Source organism: Morganella morganii (assembly GCF_019243775.1).
Lineage (GTDB): Bacteria > Pseudomonadota > Gammaproteobacteria > Enterobacterales > Enterobacteriaceae > Morganella > Morganella morganii.
In genome coordinates this window covers 1,468,615-1,486,317 of the sequence record NZ_CP069157.1, presented here as the reverse complement: position 1 = coordinate 1,486,317, position 17,703 = coordinate 1,468,615, and the positions used below count along the sequence as shown (strand labels likewise).

The window sequence follows — 17,703 nt, the reverse complement described above, 5'->3', positions numbered from 1 at the left end:
GGCGCGTTACAACCCTGTATTTGAAATTGAAGCAGTGTACCACTGCTGAATGTTTGCCATCGCCGCTGACGAGGTATCCAGCACCGGCTGCGGGTAAACACCCAGAATCACCAGTAAGACCACCAGCAGCATCACGATGGAAAATTCACGCAGATTCATGCCCGCGATTGGCTCTTCAGACTTCGGTGCACCGTAATACGCCTGCTGCATCATCCACAGCGCGTAAACGGAAGCAAACACCAGACCCGCAGAGGAAATCACAGTGATCAGGGTGTAGCTGCCGAAGCTGCCGAACAGGATCATGAATTCACCGACGAAGTTACCCGTACCCGGCATCCCGAGCGTTGCCACCGCAAAGAACAGTGACAGTGCCGGCAGGAATTTAATCCGCTTCCACAGACCGCCCATCTGACGCATATCACGGGTGCCGAGGCGCTCATATAACTGACCGCACAGAATAAACAGACCCGCCGCCGACAGACCGTGTGCAATCATCTGCACCACCGCACCCTGATACGCCAGCATACTCGCCGAGTAAATCGCAATCAGCACAAAGCCCATATGCGACACGCTGGTGTAGGCGATCAGACGCTTGATATCCGTCTGTTTGAACGCCATCCACGCGCCGTAGAAGATACCGACGACACCCAGCCACATGGCGATTGGTGTGAAGTCCGCAGAGGCTTCCGGGAACAGCGGCAGACTGAAACGCAGCAGACCATAAGCAGCGGTTTTCAGCAGAATACCCGCCAGGTCGACAGAACCTGCTGTCGGCGCCTGACTGTGTGCATCCGGCAGCCAGCCGTGCAGCGGAACCACCGGCATCTTGACCGCAAACGCGATAAAGAAGCCCAGCATCAGCATATACTGCACACCGTAACTCATCGGCGTGTTCAGCAGATCTTCATACGCGAAGCTCCACTGGCCGGTGGCGTTATGATGAACAATCGCCAGTGCCATAATGGCAATCAGCATCACCAGACCACTCGCCTGGGTGTAGATGAAGAACTTGGTTGCCGCCCCGATACGGGTTTTGCCGTCGGAACCACTGTGTCCCCACAGTGCGATCAGGAAGTACATCGGCACCAGCATCATTTCCCAGAAGAAGAAGAACAGGAAAAGATCCATCGCCAGGAACACGCCCATCACACCGCCGAGGATCCACAGCAGGTTCAGATGGAAGAAGCCCTGATACGGCTGGTTTTCACCCCAGGAACAGAGGATAGCCAGCAGGCCGAGCAGCGCGGTCAGCACCACCATCAGCAGCGACAGACCATCCAGAGCCAGATGAATATTGATACCGAAACGCGGGATCCACTCCAGGAAATACTGCTCCTGCCAGTCCGGAACGCCTTTCGGGTTAACTAAGCTGTAGTTCCCCTGCATCCACAGATACAGAGAAAGAAATAACGTGATCCCCATCGCCAGCAGCGCGATCCAGCGCGGCAGCTTTGTGCCGAAGCGCTCAGCCTGCCAGCACAGCAGGCCGCCGATGAAGGGAAGTAAAATCAGCCAGGGTAATAGCATGGCGCAATGTGTCCCTTATTTAAACCAAAAACAGCAGAGCGAGAACTAGCACTGCACCCAGCCCCATAGAGGCGATATACCAGCGGACCTGTCCGTTTTCACTCAGGCTCAGTCCTTTGTTACTCCAGCGGGCAAACAGCGCAGGCAGATTCATCAGGCTGTTCAGCGGGTCACTCTGCAGCAACCAGCCCACCGCTTTAAACGGCTTAACAAAAATCGCATCATACAGGTCATCAAAGCCCCATGCGCGGAACCACCAGGCCGAGAAGAAGCGTCCCGGCGCGGAATTCGCAACCGCTGTCACCAGCGTACGACGGCCCAGCCAGAGCATTGCGGCCAGCACAATCCCCGCCACAGCAACCACACCGGAAATAATTTCGGTAGTCAGTTTGCCGTCAGCAGAACCGGTAAGGGTTTCCGCCGGGAACACGCCGTGCAGCGGTTGCGGGATAAAGGCACCGGCGGCAGTGGAGAGCACCATCAGCACCAGTAACGGGAAAGTATGGGTAAAGCCTTTCACCGCATGCGCCTGTGTATGCTCTTTGCCGTGGAACACGATGAAAATCATCCGGAAGGTATAGAGCGATGTCATAAAGGCACCGACCAGACCGGCGATAAACAGCGGGTTCTGACCCTGAACCACCGCACCCCACAGGATTTCATCTTTACTGTAGAAACCGGCGGTGATGAGCGGCAGTGCGGCCAGTGCGGCACCGCCCACCAGGAAGCAGAGATAGACAAACGGAATTTTTTTCCGCAGTCCGCCCATCTTAAAGATGTTCTGCTCGTGGTGGCAGGCCAGGATCACCGAGCCGGAGGCCAGGAATAACAGGGCTTTGAAGAATGCATGGGTCATCAGGTGGAAAATCGCCGCATCCCACGCCTGCACACCGAGCGCCAGGAACATATAACCAATCTGGCTCATGGTGGAGTAGGCAAGAACACGTTTGATATCCGTCTGCACCAGCGCGGCAAAACCGGCCATCACCAGGGTGACAGCACCGACCACGCCGACTAAATGCAGCACTTCCGGTGATAACAGGAACAGCTCATGGGTACGGGCAATCAGATACACACCCGCGGTTACCATGGTTGCGGCGTGGATCAGTGCCGAAACCGGTGTCGGACCGGCCATTGCGTCCGCAAGCCAGGTCTGGAGTGGTAACTGCGCGGATTTACCGACCGCACCGCCGAGGATCATCAGAGTCGCCCAGAAAATCAGGTCAGAACCGGCCGCAATATGCTGCGGAGCCAGAACCGCCAGTTCACGGAAGCTCAGGGTGCCCAGTTTATCCCACAGGATAAACATGCCGATCGCCAGGAACACATCACCGATACGGGTGACGATAAAGGCTTTCATTGCCGCTGCGCCGTTGGCCGGGTTGGTGTAATAGAAGCCGATCAGCAGATAACTGCACAGCCCCACCCCTTCCCAGCCGAGGTACATCAGCAGCATATTATCGGCCAGCACCAGAATCACCATACTGGCGATAAACAGGTTGGTGTAGGCGAAGAAGCGGGAATAGCCCTCTTCACCGCGCATATACCAGGAGGCATACATGTGGATCAGGAAACCGACACCTGTGACCACACCCAGCATGGTCAGCGACAGGCCGTCCAGCACCAGGGTAACCGGGATGGAGAAGGAAGCGGTATCCATCCATGTCCACAGTGTCTGCTGATACACCCCGCCGCCGTTAGCGAAGAAATCCATCCCCGCCCACAGCGCTGTGAGTGCCGCCAGTCCCACCGAACCGGTGCCGATGGTGGCTGACACATTTTCTGACCAGCGGCCGCGTGAAAAGGCTAATAACAGAAAGCCAATCAGCGGCAGCAAAATGGTTAAAAAGAGTAAGTTCATCCGCGCATCTCACTGACTTTATCAATATCCAGATCCTGACGCTGACGATGCAATTGCAGCAACAGTGCCAGCCCGATACTCGCTTCAGCCGCCGCCAGACTGATGGCTAGGATATACATCACCTGTCCGTCCGGCTGGTTCCAGTAGCTGCCGCCGACGACAAACGCCAGAGCCGCCGCGTTAATCATCACTTCCAGGCCAATCAGCATAAACAGCAGATTGCGTCGGATCACCAGACAGGTGAAACCGAGGATGAAGAGCACAGCCGCGAGAATTAATCCGTGGTGCAGAGGGATCATGCTTTTTCCTCCGTGTTGCGCTGACTGACAATATCGCCGCCCGCTTTTTCGTCACGCCCGATGTGGTATGCCACCACCAGACCCGCCAGCAGCAGGAAGGAGGCCAGTTCAACCACCAGAACATACGGGCCGAACAGACTGATACCCACCTGTTTTGCGGTAACCACCTCACCGGCGATACCGTTATCTTTCAGAGAGCTGATGCCGTAAATCATCACGCCGAGCAGAACTGCCGAGAGCAGGCCCGGCCCCATCCAGACAGACGGGGACAGCCATTTGCGTTCCTGGTCGACAACCGCCCGCCCGAGGTTGAGCATCATCACCACAAACACGAACAGCACCATGATGGCACCTGCGTAGACGATAATCTCCAGTGCCCCGGCGAAATAAGCGCCGAGAGCAAAGAAGACCGCAGAGAGTGCCAGCAGCGAGGTGATCAGATACAGCAGCGCATGCACCGGGTTGGTCTGTGTGATCACACACAGCGTGGCCAGAATGGCGATCAGTCCGGCGACATAAAAGGTAATTTCCATGGATTTTCTCCCCTTATGGCAGCAGACTTTTCACATCAATCGGCTTGGCTTCGTTGTCGGCTTCGCCTTTGGCTTTGCCCGCAACCGCCATCCCGGTTTTGTGATAGAAGTTATAGTCAGGATATTTACCCGGACCGGAGATTAATAAATCTTCTTTTTCATACACCAGATCCTGGCGCTTAAACTCACCCAGTTCGAAATCCGGCGTCAGCTGGATTGCGGTGGTCGGGCAGGCTTCTTCGCATAATCCGCAGAAAATGCAGCGTGAGAAGTTGATGCGGAAAAATTCCGGATACCAGCGGCCGTCCTCATGTTCTGCTTTCTGCAGAGAGATACAGCCGACCGGACATACCGCGGCGCACAGGTTACAGGCGACACAGCGCTCCTCACCGTCCGGGTCGCGCGTCAGCACAATCCGGCCTCGGTAGCGCGGCGGCAGGTAAACCGGCTCTTCCGGGTACATCTGGGTTTCGCGTTTATGGAAGGCATGAAGCCCTATCATCCAAATACTGCGTACCTGGGTGGCGAAACCAACCACTAACTCTTTCAATGTCATGGTTCAATCACCCCTTATTGAGCTATCAGGATCACGGCTGCTGTCACCAGCAGGTTTATCAGTGTCAGCGGCAGACACACTTTCCAGCCGAATGACATCACCTGGTCATAACGCGGTCGCGGCAGCGACGCACGGATCAGGATAAACATCATCATAAAGAAAGCGGTTTTCAGCGCGAACCAGACAAACGGCGGCAGGAATGGTCCGTGCCAGCCCCCGAAGAACAGCGTCACAATCAGGGCGGAAACTGTCACGATACCGATATATTCCCCGACGAAGAACAGACCGAACTTCATCCCCGAATATTCAATGTGATAACCGTCCGCCAGTTCCTGCTCAGCTTCCGGCTGGTCAAACGGGTGACGGTGACACACTGCCACGCCCGCAATCGCAAAGGTGATAAAGCCGAAAATCTGCGGAATAACGTTCCAGACTGTGGTCTGGGAGTTGACGATATCCAGCAGGTTAAAGGAACCCGCCTGCGCCACCACACCCAGAACCGAGAGTCCGAGGAACACTTCATAACTGACCGTCTGCGCCGAGGCACGCATTGCGCCGAGCAGTGAGTATTTGTTGTTACTCGACCAGCCCGCGAACAGAACAGCATATACCGCCAGTCCCGCCAGCATCAGGAAGAACAGGATCCCGATATTGAGATCCGCCACCACCCAGTCCGGGCTGACCGGTACAATCGCAAAGGCCAGCAGCAGCGAGGTGAATGCCACCATCGGCGCCAGGGTGAAGATAAAGCGGTCAGCGAATTTCGGTGTCCAGTCCTCTTTAAAGAACATTTTGATCATGTCCGCGACCAGCTGGAGCGACCCGCCCCAGCCCACACGGTTCGGCCCGTAGCGGTTCTGGAACAGCCCCAGCAGGCGGCGTTCACCGAAACTCATAAAGGCACCGCAGGTTACAACCACCAGCAGGATCACAACGGCTTTGAGAACATTAATCAGCACATCGATTAATTCAGGTGTAAACCAGCTGCTCATTGTGCCACCTCCTGCAGATTAACCGCCGCACCCGCCAGTACCGGCGAAATGCCCGGCATACCCAGCGGCAGACCGATTTGTCCGGCTGTCAGCTGTGTGCTGATACGCACCGGCAGTGTCAGGGCGCCGTCAGTCAGCTGTACCGACAGAATCTGACCTTCCGCCACATTCAGCTGCTGTGCATCCTGTACATTTAACATCACATAGCTGTCCGTCATACGTTCCTGAATCACTGGTGCCCGCTGTGATAATTCCTCACTGCCGAACAGGTGATAATACGGCGCAACCGTCCAGACATTCTGCTGCGGCGCAAATGCCGCCGGAATGGTACTGAAGTAATCCATACCGCCGTCTTTTTCGCTGAACAGACGCACACCCGGATCACCGAAACGCAGATGACCACCCACTTCCGCCTGGAATTTGTTCCATGCCTGCGGTGAGTTCCAGCCCGGCGCCCAGGCAAACGGAATTTGCTGACGCGGTGCTGACGGGCTGTTGTTCCCTTCCATCGAGAAGGCAAACGCCGTGTCTTTGTCCTGCGGCTGACGCTGCTCGTGCACACTGACATTCGCCAGCATCGCGGTACGCCCGCTGTAGCGGTGCGGCTCACGGGCCAGTTTCTGTCCGCGGATACGGAATGCAGCATCCGGTGCGGCATCTTTGATCCCGGCCAGGTGCGGCATCTGCTCAATGCAGGCATCAATCACATGATCAAGCTGTGACCAGTCACGGGTGTTTTCATTGAGATCATTGTACAGGGCAGTCAGCCAGCGCCAGCTTTCATGCATAATGATGGATTTGTCGTAGAAGGATGGCTCATAGACCTGGAAGAAGCGCTGTGCGCGGCCTTCGTGGTTGATGAGTGTACCGTCACTTTCCGCAAAACTGCTGGCGGAGAGGATCAGCGAAGCCTTATCCATAATGTCAGTGCGCTGATGATCCAGCACAATCACATTTGCTGCTGCATCCAGCGCACGGTCAACAGCGGCTTTATCCGCATGGCGGTAAAGGTCGTTTTCCATCACCACCACGGTATCCGCGCTGCCGTCTGCCAGCAGAGCCAGTGCTTTATCCAGCGGCTGCGCTTCTGTCATGGCGGCACCAAAGCTGTTGGCTTCCGCGCCGACAAAGGTCAGCCCGGCGTCAATACCTTTATCTTTCAGTGCCCAGGCCACGTTTGCCGCCGCCTGAATCAGTGCATCACTGCCCGGGTTGCTGCCGCTGATAATCAGCGGTTTTTTCGCACCGTTCAGCGCCTGTGCAATCATTTCTGCCTGCGCTTTCACATCTGCCGGTAAATCCGTGACTGCCGGCGCGGTGTTATCAATGATATTGGCAACGGCAAAGCCCAGACGCGCCTGATCATCCACCGGAGCGTTGTAGTGCAGCGCTGCCACATCTGCCAGACGGGTGGTATCCACCGCTGTGACAAACAGCGGGTATTTCGCACGCTGGCCGATATTCTGGATAGCGGCAATCTGCCAGTCCGCCACTTTCTGTGCAGCGGCCATTTCGCGGGCTTTGCCCTTCACGGCCTGACGGACAGAGAGTGCCACACGGGCAGCGGTTTGAGTCAGATCTTCACCCAGCACCAGCACGGCATCATAGTTTTCCATCTCACGCAGTGACGGGGTGTAGATACCACCCTGCTGTAAGATTTCCAGCATCATTTCCAGACGGTGCTGTTCTCCGGCTGACAGGCCGCTGAAGAAGTTTTCCGCTCCGACCAGTTCACGCAGTGCAAAGTTGCTTTCCACACTGGCACGCGGCGAACCGATACCGATAGTGCGTTTCGCGTGATACAGCATATCTGCCGCCGCGCGTTCCGCCTGCTCCGCATTGATAGTAAGCCAGTCATCACCACGGCGCTGCTGCGGCTGACGCGGACGGTCATCACGGTTGACATAACCGTAACCGAAGCGGCCTTTGTCGCAGAGGAAGTAATGGTTGATGGTACCGTTATAACGGTTTTCGATACGGCGCAGTTCGCCGTAACGCTCGCCCGGGCTGATGTTACAGCCGACGCTGCACTGCTGGCAGACGCTCGGTGCAAACTGCATATCCCATTTGCGGTTATAACGTTCAGAGTGGGTTTTGTCGGTAAAGACCCCGGTCGGACAAATTTCCACCAGGTTACCGGAGAATTCACTTTCCAGCGTGCCGCTTTCCGGACGCCCGAAGTACACGTTGTCGTGTGCGCCGTAAACGCCGAAATCCGTACCGTCCGCATAATCTTTGTAGTAACGGACACAACGGTAACAGGCGATACAGCGGTTCATTTCATGTGCAACAAACGGCCCCAGCTCCTGATTCTGATGGGTACGTTTTGTGAAGCGGTATTTGCGCACTGAATGCCCGGTCATGACGGTCATATCCTGAAGATGGCAGTTACCTCCCTCCTCACAGACAGGACAATCGTGCGGGTGGTTGGTCATCAGCCACTCCACCACACTTTCCCGGAACTTTTTGGCTTCTTCATCATCAATCGAGATAAAGGTGCCGTCCTGTGCCGGTGTCATACATGACATTACCAGACGACCACGGGTGTCATCGGCATTCTGATATTGCTTTACCGCACACTGGCGGCAAGCGCCGACGCTTCCCAGCGCCGGATGCCAGCAAAAATACGGAATATCAAGTCCGAGCGAAAGACAGGCATGCAGCAGGTTATCCGCGCCGTCGACTTCATATTCTTTGCCGTCTACATGTATTGTAGCCATAGTCAGCATGCTTCCAAAAGGCCTGCTATGCAGGCGTTAAACGAAAATCCGTAAGGGATCACCAGCGCTGCTTCAGCAGGTTCGGCTGGATCCCGGCAATGGTCTGCACGTTGCCGTAAACCGGCTGTACGATCCCCGCTTCAAATTCATCACGGAAATATTTGATCGCACTCTGTAACGGCTCTACCGCGCCCGGCGCGTGTGCGCAGAAGGTTTTACCCGGTCCCAGGAAACGACATAATTGCTCTAATGTCTCAATGTCTCCCGGCTGGCCTTCCCCTTTTTCTATTGCGCGCAGAATTTTCACGCTCCACGGCAGTCCGTCACGGCACGGTGTACACCAGCCGCAGGATTCACGGGCGAAAAACTCTTCGAGGTTACGGGTCAGTGACACCATGTTGATTTCATTGTCCACCGCCATTGCCAGCGCCGTTCCCAGACGGCTGCCCGCTTTGCCGATGTGCTCAAAATCCATCGGTAAATCAAGGTGATCCTGTGTCAGAAAGTCGGTTCCCGCACCACCCGGCTGCCAGGCTTTTAAAGTCAGTCCGTCGCGCATGCCCCCGGCGTAATCCTCGAGGATTTCACGGGCGGTGGTGCCGAACGGCAGTTCCCAGACACCCGGATTTTTCACGCGGCCGGAAAAGCCCATCAGTTTGGTACCGGCATCGGTGCTTTTACCTTCACTCAGACCGATATACCACTCTTTGCCGTGTGCCAGAATCGCCGGTACGTTACACAGGGTTTCGACGTTGTTGACACAGGTCGGTTTACCCCAGACCCCGGAACTGGCCGGGAACGGCGGTTTGGAGCGCGGATTGGCGCGGCGGCCTTCCAGGGAGTTAATCAGTGCGGTTTCTTCCCCGCAGATATAACGCCCGGCACCGGTGTGCACAAACAGCTCAAAATCAAACCCGCTGCCGAGGATATTTTTCCCCAGCAGACCGGCGGCTTTCGCTTCTTCAATGGCATGACGCAGATGTTTCGCTGCCTCAATGTACTCGCCGCGCAGGAAAATATAGCCCCGGTATGCTTTCAGGGCGAAGGCGCTGATCAGCATCCCTTCCACCAGCAGGTGCGGCAGTTGTTCCATCAGGAGCCGGTCTTTGTAGGTACCCGGTTCCATTTCGTCGGCGTTACACAGCAGGTAACGGATATTCATGCTCTCGTCTTTCGGCATCAGGCTCCACTTCAGACCCGTGGAGAACCCCGCACCGCCGCGGCCCTTCAGACCCGCATCTTTGACAAGATTTGTGATCTCATCCGGTGCCATGCCTTTCAGGGCGCGTTCCACCCCCGCATAACCGTTTTTACTGCGGTATTCATCCAGCCACACCGGCTGATGGTCGTCGCGCAACCGCCAGGTGAGAGGATGCGTTTCCGCAGTACGGCAAACCGTTTTCACTGTCATGGATACTGCTCCAGTAACGTTTCAATGGCTTCAGGCGTAACGTGACTGTGGGTATCTTCATCAACCATCATGGTCGGCCCTTTGTCACAGTTTCCGAGGCAGCAGGTCGGCAGCAGCGTAAAGCGGCCGTCGGCGGTTGTCTGTCCCGGCTGAATATTCAGTTTGCGCTCGAGTGCGGCCTTGATCCCCTGGTAACCGGTGATGTGGCACACCACGCTGTCACAGTAACGGATCACATGACGGCCGACCGGCTGACGGTAGATCTGGCTGTAGAATGTCGCCACACCTTCCACATCACTCGCCGGGATGCCCAGCACATCGCTGATGGCGTAAATCGCGCCGTCTTCCACCCAGCCACGGTGCTTCTGCACAATTTTCAGCGCTTCGATAGAGGCGGCACGCGGATCTTCGTAATGGTGTTTTTCCGCTTCGATTTCGGCGCGCTCTTCGTCACTCAGCACAAAATCAGGTTTTTTTTCCGGCTGGCTGCGCCGCATTCACTGCGCCTTGCAGTGTTTTTTTTGCTTCAGGGTTCAGTTCTTGCATAATCAGCGATCCACATCCGACATAACGAAATCGATACTTCCGAGGTACACAATCAGGTCAGAGACCAGGCTGCCGCTGATCACCGACGGGATCTGCTGCAGATGGGCATAACTTGGTGTACGGATTCGGGTACGGTAACTCATGGTGCTGCCGTCACTGGTCAGGTAGTAACTGTTAATCCCTTTCGTGGCCTCAATCATCTGGAAAGATTCCTGAGCCGGCATCACCGGACCCCATGACACCTGGAGGAAGTGGTTAATCATGGTTTCAATGTGCTGTAACGTGCGCTCTTTCGGCGGCGGCGTGGTCAGCGGGTGATCCGCCTTGAACGGCCCTTCCGGCATGTTTTTCAGGCACTGTTCCAGAATGCGCAGACTCTGACGCACTTCTTCCACTTTCAGCATCACGCGGTCATAGCAGTCGCCGTTGGCGGCAACAGGCACTTCAAAATCGAAATTCTCATAGCCGGAATACGGACGCCATTTACGCACGTCGAAATCGATCCCGGTGGCGCGCAGACCGGCACCGGTCACCCCCCAGTCGAGGGCTTCTTTCGCGTTGTAAGCGGCCACACCGACGGAACGGCCTTTGAGGATGGAGTTTTTCAGTGCGGCAGTGACATAGGATTCCAGACGTTTCGGCATCCAGTCGAGGAAATCACGCAGCAGGCGATCCCAGCCTTTCGGCAGATCGTGTGCCACGCCGCCGATACGGAACCAGGCCGGATGCATACGGAAACCGGTAATGGCTTCCACCACATCATAAACTTTCTGGCGATCGGTAAAGGCAAAGAAGACCGGCGTCATCGCCCCGGTATCCTGAATAAATGTACTGATATACAGCAGGTGACTGTTAATACGGAACAGTTCTGACAGCATCACGCGGATCACATCCACACGTGCCGGAACTTCAATCCCCGCCAGTTTTTCCACCGCCAGCACATACGGCATCTCGTTGACGCAGCCGCCGAGGTATTCGATACGGTCAGTGTACGGAATGTAGCTGTGCCAGGACTGGCGCTCGCCCATTTTTTCCGCACCACGGTGGTGGTAGCCGATATCCGGCACACAATCGACAATCTCTTCACCGTCAAGCTGAAGGATGATACGGAAAGCACCGTGAGAAGACGGGTGGTTCGGGCCGAGGTTCAGGAACATAAAGTCCTCGTTCTCGTTGCCGCGTTTCATGCCCCACTCTTCCGGTTTGAAGGTCAGCGCCTCCATTTCCAGATCTTCTTTCTGTTTGGTCAGGACAAACGGATCAAATTCCGTTGCCCGCGCCGGGTAATCTTTACGCAGCGGATGCCCTTCCCATGTCGGCGGCATCATAATACGGCGCAGATTCGGGTGTCCGTCGATAATGATACCGAACATTTCCCAGGTTTCGCGCTCATACCAGTTTGCATTCGGGAATGCGGAAATCACCGTCGGCACATGCAGATCGTTTTCACTCAGCGCCACCTTGAGCATGATATCGCGGTTACGCTCAATGGAAATCAGGTGATAAAACACGGAATAGTCCGCCGCAGGCAGACCTTCGCGATGGGTGCGCTGGCGCTCATCCGTCCCGTGCAGATCGAACAGCATCACATACGGTTTCGGCAGCGACTTAAGGTAAAACATCACTTCCAGAAGCTGCTCACGCTTCACCCAGACGACCGGCATCCCGGTACGTGTCGGCTGAACCGTAAATGCGTCAGGACCGAACTTACGGCGCAGCTCCTCAATTACCGGATCATCCAGGTAATCGTGAGTCTGCCACGCGGGACGCTGTGCGGTCTGCGTATTACTTTCTGTCATCATTCTTCACCACAACAGTTGTTCAGGGTTCAATGGACGCAACACATTGCAAATATTGCGCCCGGTGGCCCGAAAGCCTTAAATTTCGTCCGGGGAGCGCAGGTTGGTCACTGCAATCCGTTCACCGCGTTTTCGTTCTTTTTCTGACTGCATATTGGCGCGGTAAACGCCCTGATCACCCACCACCCACGACAGCGGGCGGCGCTCTTTTCCGATAGATTCCTGTAACAGCATCAGCGCCTGCATATAGGCTTCAGGACGCGGCGGGCAGCCCGGGATATACACATCCACCGGAATGAATTTATCCACGCCCTGCACGACAGAGTAAATGTCATACATACCGCCGGAGTTGGCACAGGAGCCCATGGAGATAACCCATTTCGGTTCCAGCATCTGGTCATACAGGCGCTGAATAACCGGGGCCATTTTGGTAAAGCAGGTTCCGGCCACAACCATAAAATCCGCCTGACGCGGGGAGGCACGCAGCACTTCCGCACCGAAACGGGCAACGTCGTGCACCGCCGTAAAGGAGGTCACCATCTCTACATAACAGCAGGAAAGACCGAAGTTATACGGCCACAGGGAGTTTTTACGGCCCCAGTTAACCATATCGTGTAATGCATGCTCGAGTTTCCCCATATACACGCTGCGGTGAACGTGCTGCTCAAGCGGGTCACTAACAACCTCTTGTTTTTGCAGGGGATAACGGTCATTCTCACCGTTTGGATCGATGCGGGTGAGCGTATAATCCATCTTGTGCCTCACTATTGACTACGGTTGATTGTTATTGATTTTGTTCACAACGCTCGGGTGTTTCACCTCGCGGCGCGAACGTGCAGGAGTCCAGTCCAGCGCGCCGATACGTGCCAGATAGAAAAGACCTGCCAATAACACCAGAATAAAGATCGCGGCTTCGGTGAACCCTATCCAGCCCGATTCTCTGACCGAAACAGACCAGGCGAAAAGGTATAAGGCTTCAACATCGAAAATCACGAAAAACATGGCAACCAGGTAGAACTTTGCAGACATCCGCAGACGTGCGCTGCCGACCGAGTCAATACCTGATTCGTAAGGGAGATGTTTGGCGCGTGCTTTTGCACGGCCCCCGAGATAACGGGCGCCCAGCAACATAAATGCACATAACCCGAGAGCACCTAAAAGATAGATGGCAAATGCCCAGTTATGGGCCAGAACTTCAGTGGCTGTTGACATACTCATTGCTTACTCATTAAAGGTGGTGTTGCCTGCCGTACCTGCATACAGCACCACAGCGACACACGAGAGGAACAACTCAGTGGCGGATACAACACTTATCGTGATGAGAAAGCCGGTAACCCGGATTGTTCCCCGCTCTTCCCAATTTTGTTACAAACCGTCAACTTAAGATTAACCCGTTGTGCGACTTTATCGCTAAAACGTGTCAGTAAGTAACTAAATTGAAAATTAACTTTATTATATTAACGGATACATCGCTTTTACTAACCCATTATCTCAGGAAAAACCTGTCTTTCCATCGGCAAACAGGGGCAATATTTTTGATCTCAATCACAGTTTGGCTGAAAATTATTTAACAAATGATTAATTCATAACCATTTCTTAAAACCTGAGAAAACAGGTCAGGTTTTTAACAAAGTTTTATTGCAATGTAATGAGCACTGTTAATTTTGGCAATCACAGAACATGCGTTTTGTTAACATTGTAACAAACAAGTAAACAAAACTGCGATGCGGCGCTTAAAACGGCATCAAAAACCTGAACACGGCGTGATGCTGTTAACATTTATATGATATTTCCGCGTAAGGGGGAGAGGATACAAAAAAGCCGGGGAAATGATCCCCCGGCTGTGTGTCTGACTGTCACAAATTATGTCAGTCAGGCGTCAGATTATGACAGCGTTACTCCGCTGTTTTGTCATCGTCAACCGGTGTGACAGTATACGGTGTCTTCTTGTTTTCAATGGCCTGATACACCGTCAGCACTGACTCGCTCTGCTCGTCACTGTTGCGGTATAACCAGTACTGAATTTCCGGCAGACGCGGCAGCCCTTCGCTGACGCTCAGAATACGCAGGTCGGCATTCTGCATTTCCAGCGGACGGGCTGTGATCCCGACTTCGGCATTCACTGCTGCGCGGACAGCAGAAAGTGATGCCGCCTCGTAAGCAATCCGCCACTGCACCCCTGCCTCATCCAGGGTTTCAGCCGCGAGATGACGGAACGGGTTGGTTTCGTCCATCACCACCAGCGGAATCGGCTCATTAGGCTGTAACTGGAAATCCGGCGCACAGTGCCACAGCACCGGCGCGGTACGCAAAGCAGTACGCGGGTGATGGGCAATACGCGCAGTGGTCAGCGCCAGGTCAATCTCGTGATTATCCAGCATACCTTCAATGTACTGGCTGCGTTTGATGCGGACATCAACTGCCATACGCGGGTATACCGATGCAATACGGTTGAGTAAGAAAGGCAGCAGTGAGTCAACGGAATCATCGGATGCACCGATGCGTAACTCCCCTTCTGCGTCGTTGTATGCCAGTGATGCGGTGGCATCATCATTTGCCCGCAGGATCTGACGGGCGTAACCTAACAGTTGTAACCCATGGTCGGTCAGTAATTTGTTACGACCATGACGCGCAAACAGTTCGCGCCCGACAAGCTGCTCGAGACGCTGCATTTGCTGACTGACGGCAGACTGGGTGCGGCATACTGCCGCAGCTGCCGCTGCGAAGGTGTTCAGATCCGCGACTGCCACGAACGTCCGCAGCAGATCGAGATCCAGGTTTAACACTGGACGGTTTGAATTTATCATTGTTTTTTCTTCACTAATTTTGATTTTTAATAACTACCTGGTGTTTATTGGCGTGAAAAATTGCTTCGCCAACGAAGACATTACCCTATACATCAGGGTAGAGTAAAACATAACTAACACTAACAAAAATACGTAACTGTGAGTAACTCCATTATGTAATGCTGCATACTAAAACAGCAGACCTGCTATACAAACACACAAATTTTTCGTATCTTACAACACTGTTTTCCGAATATTACGAAATAAGACAATTTGTAACTGACGAAAATGCATGCTGCCAATAAGCCTTGCTGCAATATAAACCCGATTATTCTGCAACTTTAAGGTCAAATACTCTGAAAACCACATTATGCCGTAAAATCCTATTAGTTATACTACTAATAATTACCAGCATCAGGGTTTAATATATAAGAAAAGATTATACAATTTCAACAACTGCTGACTATTTAGTAAAAACACTGTATTACTTTACCAATTATGATCTTCCGATAGATAACTTTACAAAACTCAATACCCCCTCCTCCTACCAGTTGTAAGCTCTGAATTAATCACAATATCAGGCATTATACTCCGCCATATCAATGATTAACCGGCACTCCCGATCCTTTCCAAAACAAATCCTGTTGTTTTTAACCAAAAGACGTTTACTGTCTTCAAAACCCCGTACGGTAAGAGTAGAGTGGGTTATAACGGGTTTTACCTGATAAAATATAAGATTAACGCGCTAAGGTCCTGAACAGATGAATATAATAAAGAAATCCAGCAAACTCGATAATGTCTGTTACGACATTCGCGGGCCGGTGCTCAAAGAGGCTAAACGTCTCGAAGAGGAAGGCCAGAAAGTTCTCAAACTGAATATCGGTAACCCGGCGCCGTTTGGTTTTGATGCCCCGGACGAAATTCTGGTTGATGTTATCCGTAATTTACCAAGCTCCCAGGGTTACAGCGATTCAAAAGGCCTCTATTCCGCCCGTAAAGCCATTGTCCAGTTCTACCAGGAACGCGGCATGCGCGATATGACGGTGGAAGATGTCTATATCGGTAACGGGGTTTCTGAACTGATTGTGCAGTCCATGCAGGCGCTGCTGAATAACGGTGATGAAATGCTGGTACCGGCACCGGATTACCCGTTATGGACCGGTGCGGTCTCCCTCTCCGGCGGTACTGCCGTCCACTATATGTGCGACGAAGAACAGGGCTGGATGCCGGACATTGAGGACATCAAAAAGAAAATCACCCCGCGCACCCGCGGTATTGTGGTGATTAACCCGAACAACCCGACCGGGGCTGTTTACAGCAAAGATTTGTTACAGGAGATTGTCGAACTCGCGCGTCAGAATGACCTGATTATTTTTGCTGACGAAATCTACGACAAAATTCTGTATGACGATGCCGTCCACCACTCTATCGCCGCGATGGCGCCGGATCTGCTGACCGTCACCTTCAACGGCCTTTCCAAAACCTACCGTATCGCCGGTTTCCGCCAGGGCTGGATGGTCCTGAACGGGCCGAAGAAACACGCCAAAGGGTATATTGAAGGGCTGGAAATGCTCGCGTCCATGCGTCTGTGTGCCAACGTGCCGATGCAGCATGCTATCCAGACCGCAATCGGCGGGTACCAGAGCATCAATGAGTTTATTCATCCGGGCGGCCGCCTGTATGAACAGCGCAACAAAGCCTGGGAACTGATTAACCAGATACCGGGCTGCTCCTGTGTCAAACCGATGGGCGCACTCTATATGTTCCCGAAATTTGATGCCAAGCGCTTTAATATTCACGATGACCAGAAGATGATCCTCGACCTGCTGTTACAGGAAAAAGTACTGCTGGTACAGGGTACTGCCTTTAACTGGCCGGAACCGAACCACTTCCGTATCGTGACACTGCCGCGTGAGGATGACCTGGAGATGGCGATTAACCGCTTCGGACGTTTCCTCTCCCACTACCGTCAGTAATCGTTTCTGCTGTCAGCGGCTTCCCCCGGGAAGCCGTTTTTATTTACATCCCGCCCGGAACACCGCAGAATATCCGCTCTTGTTATCAACAGATTGCTGCCAGGAATGTTGTCTATGAGTTACTTTTTTGCCCACCTTTCCCGTCTGAAACTGATCACCCGCTGGCCGCTGATGCGCAATGTGATTCAGGAAAACGTCTCTGAACACAGCCTCCAGGTGGCGTTTGTGGCACATGCACTGGCCGTGATTAAAAACCGCAAATTCGGCGGCACACTCAATCCGGAAAAAATTGCTCTGCTGGCGATGTACCATGATGCAAGTGAAGTGATCACCGGCGACCTGCCGACACCCATCAAGTATTACAATCCGCAGATAGCTCATGAGTACAAAAAAATTGAGCGCATGGCGCAAAAGAAACTGATTGCCATGATCCCTGAAGAGTTACAGGCGGATTTTGCACCCCTGATTGATGAAGATACCCATTCACCGGAAGATGCGGCAATCGTCAAACAGGCCGATGCCCTGTGTGCCTATCTTAAGTGTCTGGAAGAGATTGGTGCGGGTAATACCGAGTTTCATCTGGCGAAAGCGAGGCTGGAGAAAACGCTGGAAGAACGCCGCAGCCCGGAAATGGACTATTTCCGCGATGTGTTTATTCCGGGATTCAGTCTGTCACTGGATGAAATCAGCCAGTAAC

15 protein-coding genes are annotated in these 17,703 nt (G+C 53.7%); 2 read left to right on the top strand and 13 right to left on the bottom strand.

Going from position 1 to position 17,703, the window contains the following annotated elements; translation table 11 throughout:
* Positions 1 to 6: 6 nt before the first annotated feature.
* The 13 genes from nuoM to hexA all read right to left on the bottom strand — a co-directional run bounded on the left by nuoM (position 7) and on the right by hexA (position 15,051).
* On the bottom strand, positions 7 to 1,527 hold the full coding sequence (gene nuoM / locus JL661_RS07185; protein WP_024473343.1) for an NADH-quinone oxidoreductase subunit M: 1,521 nt from the start codon (positions 1,525 to 1,527) through the stop codon (positions 7 to 9).
* 19 nt (positions 1,528 to 1,546) lie between these two features.
* On the bottom strand, positions 1,547 to 3,388 hold the full coding sequence (gene nuoL / locus JL661_RS07180; protein ID WP_004239868.1) for an NADH-quinone oxidoreductase subunit L: 1,842 nt from the start codon (positions 3,386 to 3,388) through the stop codon (positions 1,547 to 1,549).
* A complete protein-coding gene (gene nuoK / locus JL661_RS07175) occupies positions 3,385 to 3,687 on the bottom strand; it encodes an NADH-quinone oxidoreductase subunit NuoK (RefSeq protein WP_004235168.1) in 303 nt (100 codons plus the stop codon). Before nuoK ends, nuoL begins: the two co-directional genes overlap by 4 nt.
* Complete coding sequence (nuoJ, locus tag JL661_RS07170) at positions 3,684 to 4,220, bottom strand: NADH-quinone oxidoreductase subunit J (RefSeq protein WP_004235166.1); 537 nt, start codon at positions 4,218 to 4,220, stop codon at positions 3,684 to 3,686. Before nuoJ ends, nuoK begins: the two co-directional genes overlap by 4 nt.
* Positions 4,221 to 4,233: 13 nt before the next feature.
* Entirely contained in the window at positions 4,234 to 4,776 is a 543-nt protein-coding gene (gene nuoI, locus JL661_RS07165) for an NADH-quinone oxidoreductase subunit NuoI (protein WP_004235164.1), read from the bottom strand.
* Between the two features lie 14 nt (positions 4,777 to 4,790).
* Positions 4,791 to 5,768, bottom strand: coding sequence for an NADH-quinone oxidoreductase subunit NuoH (nuoH, locus tag JL661_RS07160; protein WP_036417753.1), 978 nt, complete (start codon positions 5,766 to 5,768; stop codon positions 4,791 to 4,793).
* A complete protein-coding gene (gene nuoG / locus JL661_RS07155; RefSeq protein WP_062771479.1) occupies positions 5,765 to 8,497 on the bottom strand; it encodes an NADH-quinone oxidoreductase subunit NuoG in 2,733 nt (910 codons plus the stop codon). The genes nuoH and nuoG overlap by 4 nt, the downstream gene beginning before the upstream one ends.
* Positions 8,498 to 8,546: 49 nt before the next feature.
* Positions 8,547 to 9,899: an NADH-quinone oxidoreductase subunit NuoF gene (gene nuoF / locus JL661_RS07150; RefSeq protein ID WP_062771477.1), complete on the bottom strand. Its 1,353-nt coding sequence runs from the start codon at positions 9,897 to 9,899 to the stop codon at positions 8,547 to 8,549.
* The gene (nuoE, locus tag JL661_RS07145; RefSeq protein WP_218481044.1) at positions 9,896 to 10,396 is read right to left on the bottom strand and encodes an NADH-quinone oxidoreductase subunit NuoE; all 501 of its coding nucleotides are present in this window, start codon (positions 10,394 to 10,396) and stop codon (positions 9,896 to 9,898) included. Before nuoE ends, nuoF begins: the two co-directional genes overlap by 4 nt.
* A gap of 51 nt (positions 10,397 to 10,447) precedes the next feature.
* Positions 10,448 to 12,244, bottom strand: coding sequence for an NADH-quinone oxidoreductase subunit C/D (gene nuoC / locus JL661_RS07140; protein WP_048884237.1), 1,797 nt, complete (start codon positions 12,242 to 12,244; stop codon positions 10,448 to 10,450).
* A gap of 78 nt (positions 12,245 to 12,322) precedes the next feature.
* On the bottom strand, positions 12,323 to 12,997 hold the full coding sequence (locus tag JL661_RS07135; RefSeq protein WP_004235152.1) for a NuoB/complex I 20 kDa subunit family protein: 675 nt from the start codon (positions 12,995 to 12,997) through the stop codon (positions 12,323 to 12,325).
* A gap of 18 nt (positions 12,998 to 13,015) precedes the next feature.
* Positions 13,016 to 13,462 (bottom strand): NADH-quinone oxidoreductase subunit A, encoded by a 447-nt coding sequence (locus JL661_RS07130; protein ID WP_004235150.1) that lies wholly within the window; start codon positions 13,460 to 13,462, stop codon positions 13,016 to 13,018.
* A 677-nt stretch (positions 13,463 to 14,139) separates the two neighbouring features.
* A complete protein-coding gene (gene hexA / locus JL661_RS07125) occupies positions 14,140 to 15,051 on the bottom strand; it encodes a transcriptional regulator HexA (protein ID WP_004235149.1) in 912 nt (303 codons plus the stop codon).
* A 740-nt stretch (positions 15,052 to 15,791) separates the two neighbouring features.
* Between hexA and JL661_RS07120 the strand changes: the two genes are divergently transcribed.
* Complete coding sequence (locus JL661_RS07120; RefSeq protein ID WP_004235148.1) at positions 15,792 to 17,006, top strand: pyridoxal phosphate-dependent aminotransferase; 1,215 nt, start codon at positions 15,792 to 15,794, stop codon at positions 17,004 to 17,006.
* A gap of 114 nt (positions 17,007 to 17,120) precedes the next feature.
* Positions 17,121 to 17,702: a 5'-deoxynucleotidase gene (yfbR, locus tag JL661_RS07115; RefSeq protein ID WP_024473349.1), complete on the top strand. Its 582-nt coding sequence runs from the start codon at positions 17,121 to 17,123 to the stop codon at positions 17,700 to 17,702.
* Position 17,703 lies beyond the last annotated feature (1 nt).

Bases quoted from the DNA above. Each gene is read 5' to 3' on its own strand.
- nuoL (WP_004239868.1), bottom strand. From the start codon at position 3,388: ATGAACTTACTCTTTTTAACCATTTTGCTGCCGCTGATTGGCTTTCTG.
- yfbR (WP_024473349.1), top strand. From the start codon at position 17,121: ATGAGTTACTTTTTTGCCCACCTTTCCCGTCTGAAACTGATCACCCGC.
- nuoM (WP_024473343.1), bottom strand. From the start codon at position 1,527: ATGCTATTACCCTGGCTGATTTTACTTCCCTTCATCGGCGGCCTGCTG.
- JL661_RS07135 (WP_004235152.1), bottom strand. From the start codon at position 12,997: ATGGATTATACGCTCACCCGCATCGATCCAAACGGTGAGAATGACCGT.
- nuoJ (WP_004235166.1), bottom strand. From the start codon at position 4,220: ATGGAAATTACCTTTTATGTCGCCGGACTGATCGCCATTCTGGCCACG.
- nuoG (WP_062771479.1), bottom strand. From the start codon at position 8,497: ATGCTGACTATGGCTACAATACATGTAGACGGCAAAGAATATGAAGTC.
- nuoH (WP_036417753.1), bottom strand. From the start codon at position 5,768: ATGAGCAGCTGGTTTACACCTGAATTAATCGATGTGCTGATTAATGTT.
- nuoF (WP_062771477.1), bottom strand. From the start codon at position 9,899: ATGACAGTGAAAACGGTTTGCCGTACTGCGGAAACGCATCCTCTCACC.
- nuoC (WP_048884237.1), bottom strand. From the start codon at position 12,244: ATGACAGAAAGTAATACGCAGACCGCACAGCGTCCCGCGTGGCAGACT.
- hexA (WP_004235149.1), bottom strand. From the start codon at position 15,051: ATGATAAATTCAAACCGTCCAGTGTTAAACCTGGATCTCGATCTGCTG.
- nuoI (WP_004235164.1), bottom strand. From the start codon at position 4,776: ATGACATTGAAAGAGTTAGTGGTTGGTTTCGCCACCCAGGTACGCAGT.
- JL661_RS07130 (WP_004235150.1), bottom strand. From the start codon at position 13,462: ATGAGTATGTCAACAGCCACTGAAGTTCTGGCCCATAACTGGGCATTT.
- nuoE (WP_218481044.1), bottom strand. From the start codon at position 10,396: ATGCGGCGCAGCCAGCCGGAAAAAAAACCTGATTTTGTGCTGAGTGAC.
- JL661_RS07120 (WP_004235148.1), top strand. From the start codon at position 15,792: ATGAATATAATAAAGAAATCCAGCAAACTCGATAATGTCTGTTACGAC.
- nuoK (WP_004235168.1), bottom strand. From the start codon at position 3,687: ATGATCCCTCTGCACCACGGATTAATTCTCGCGGCTGTGCTCTTCATC.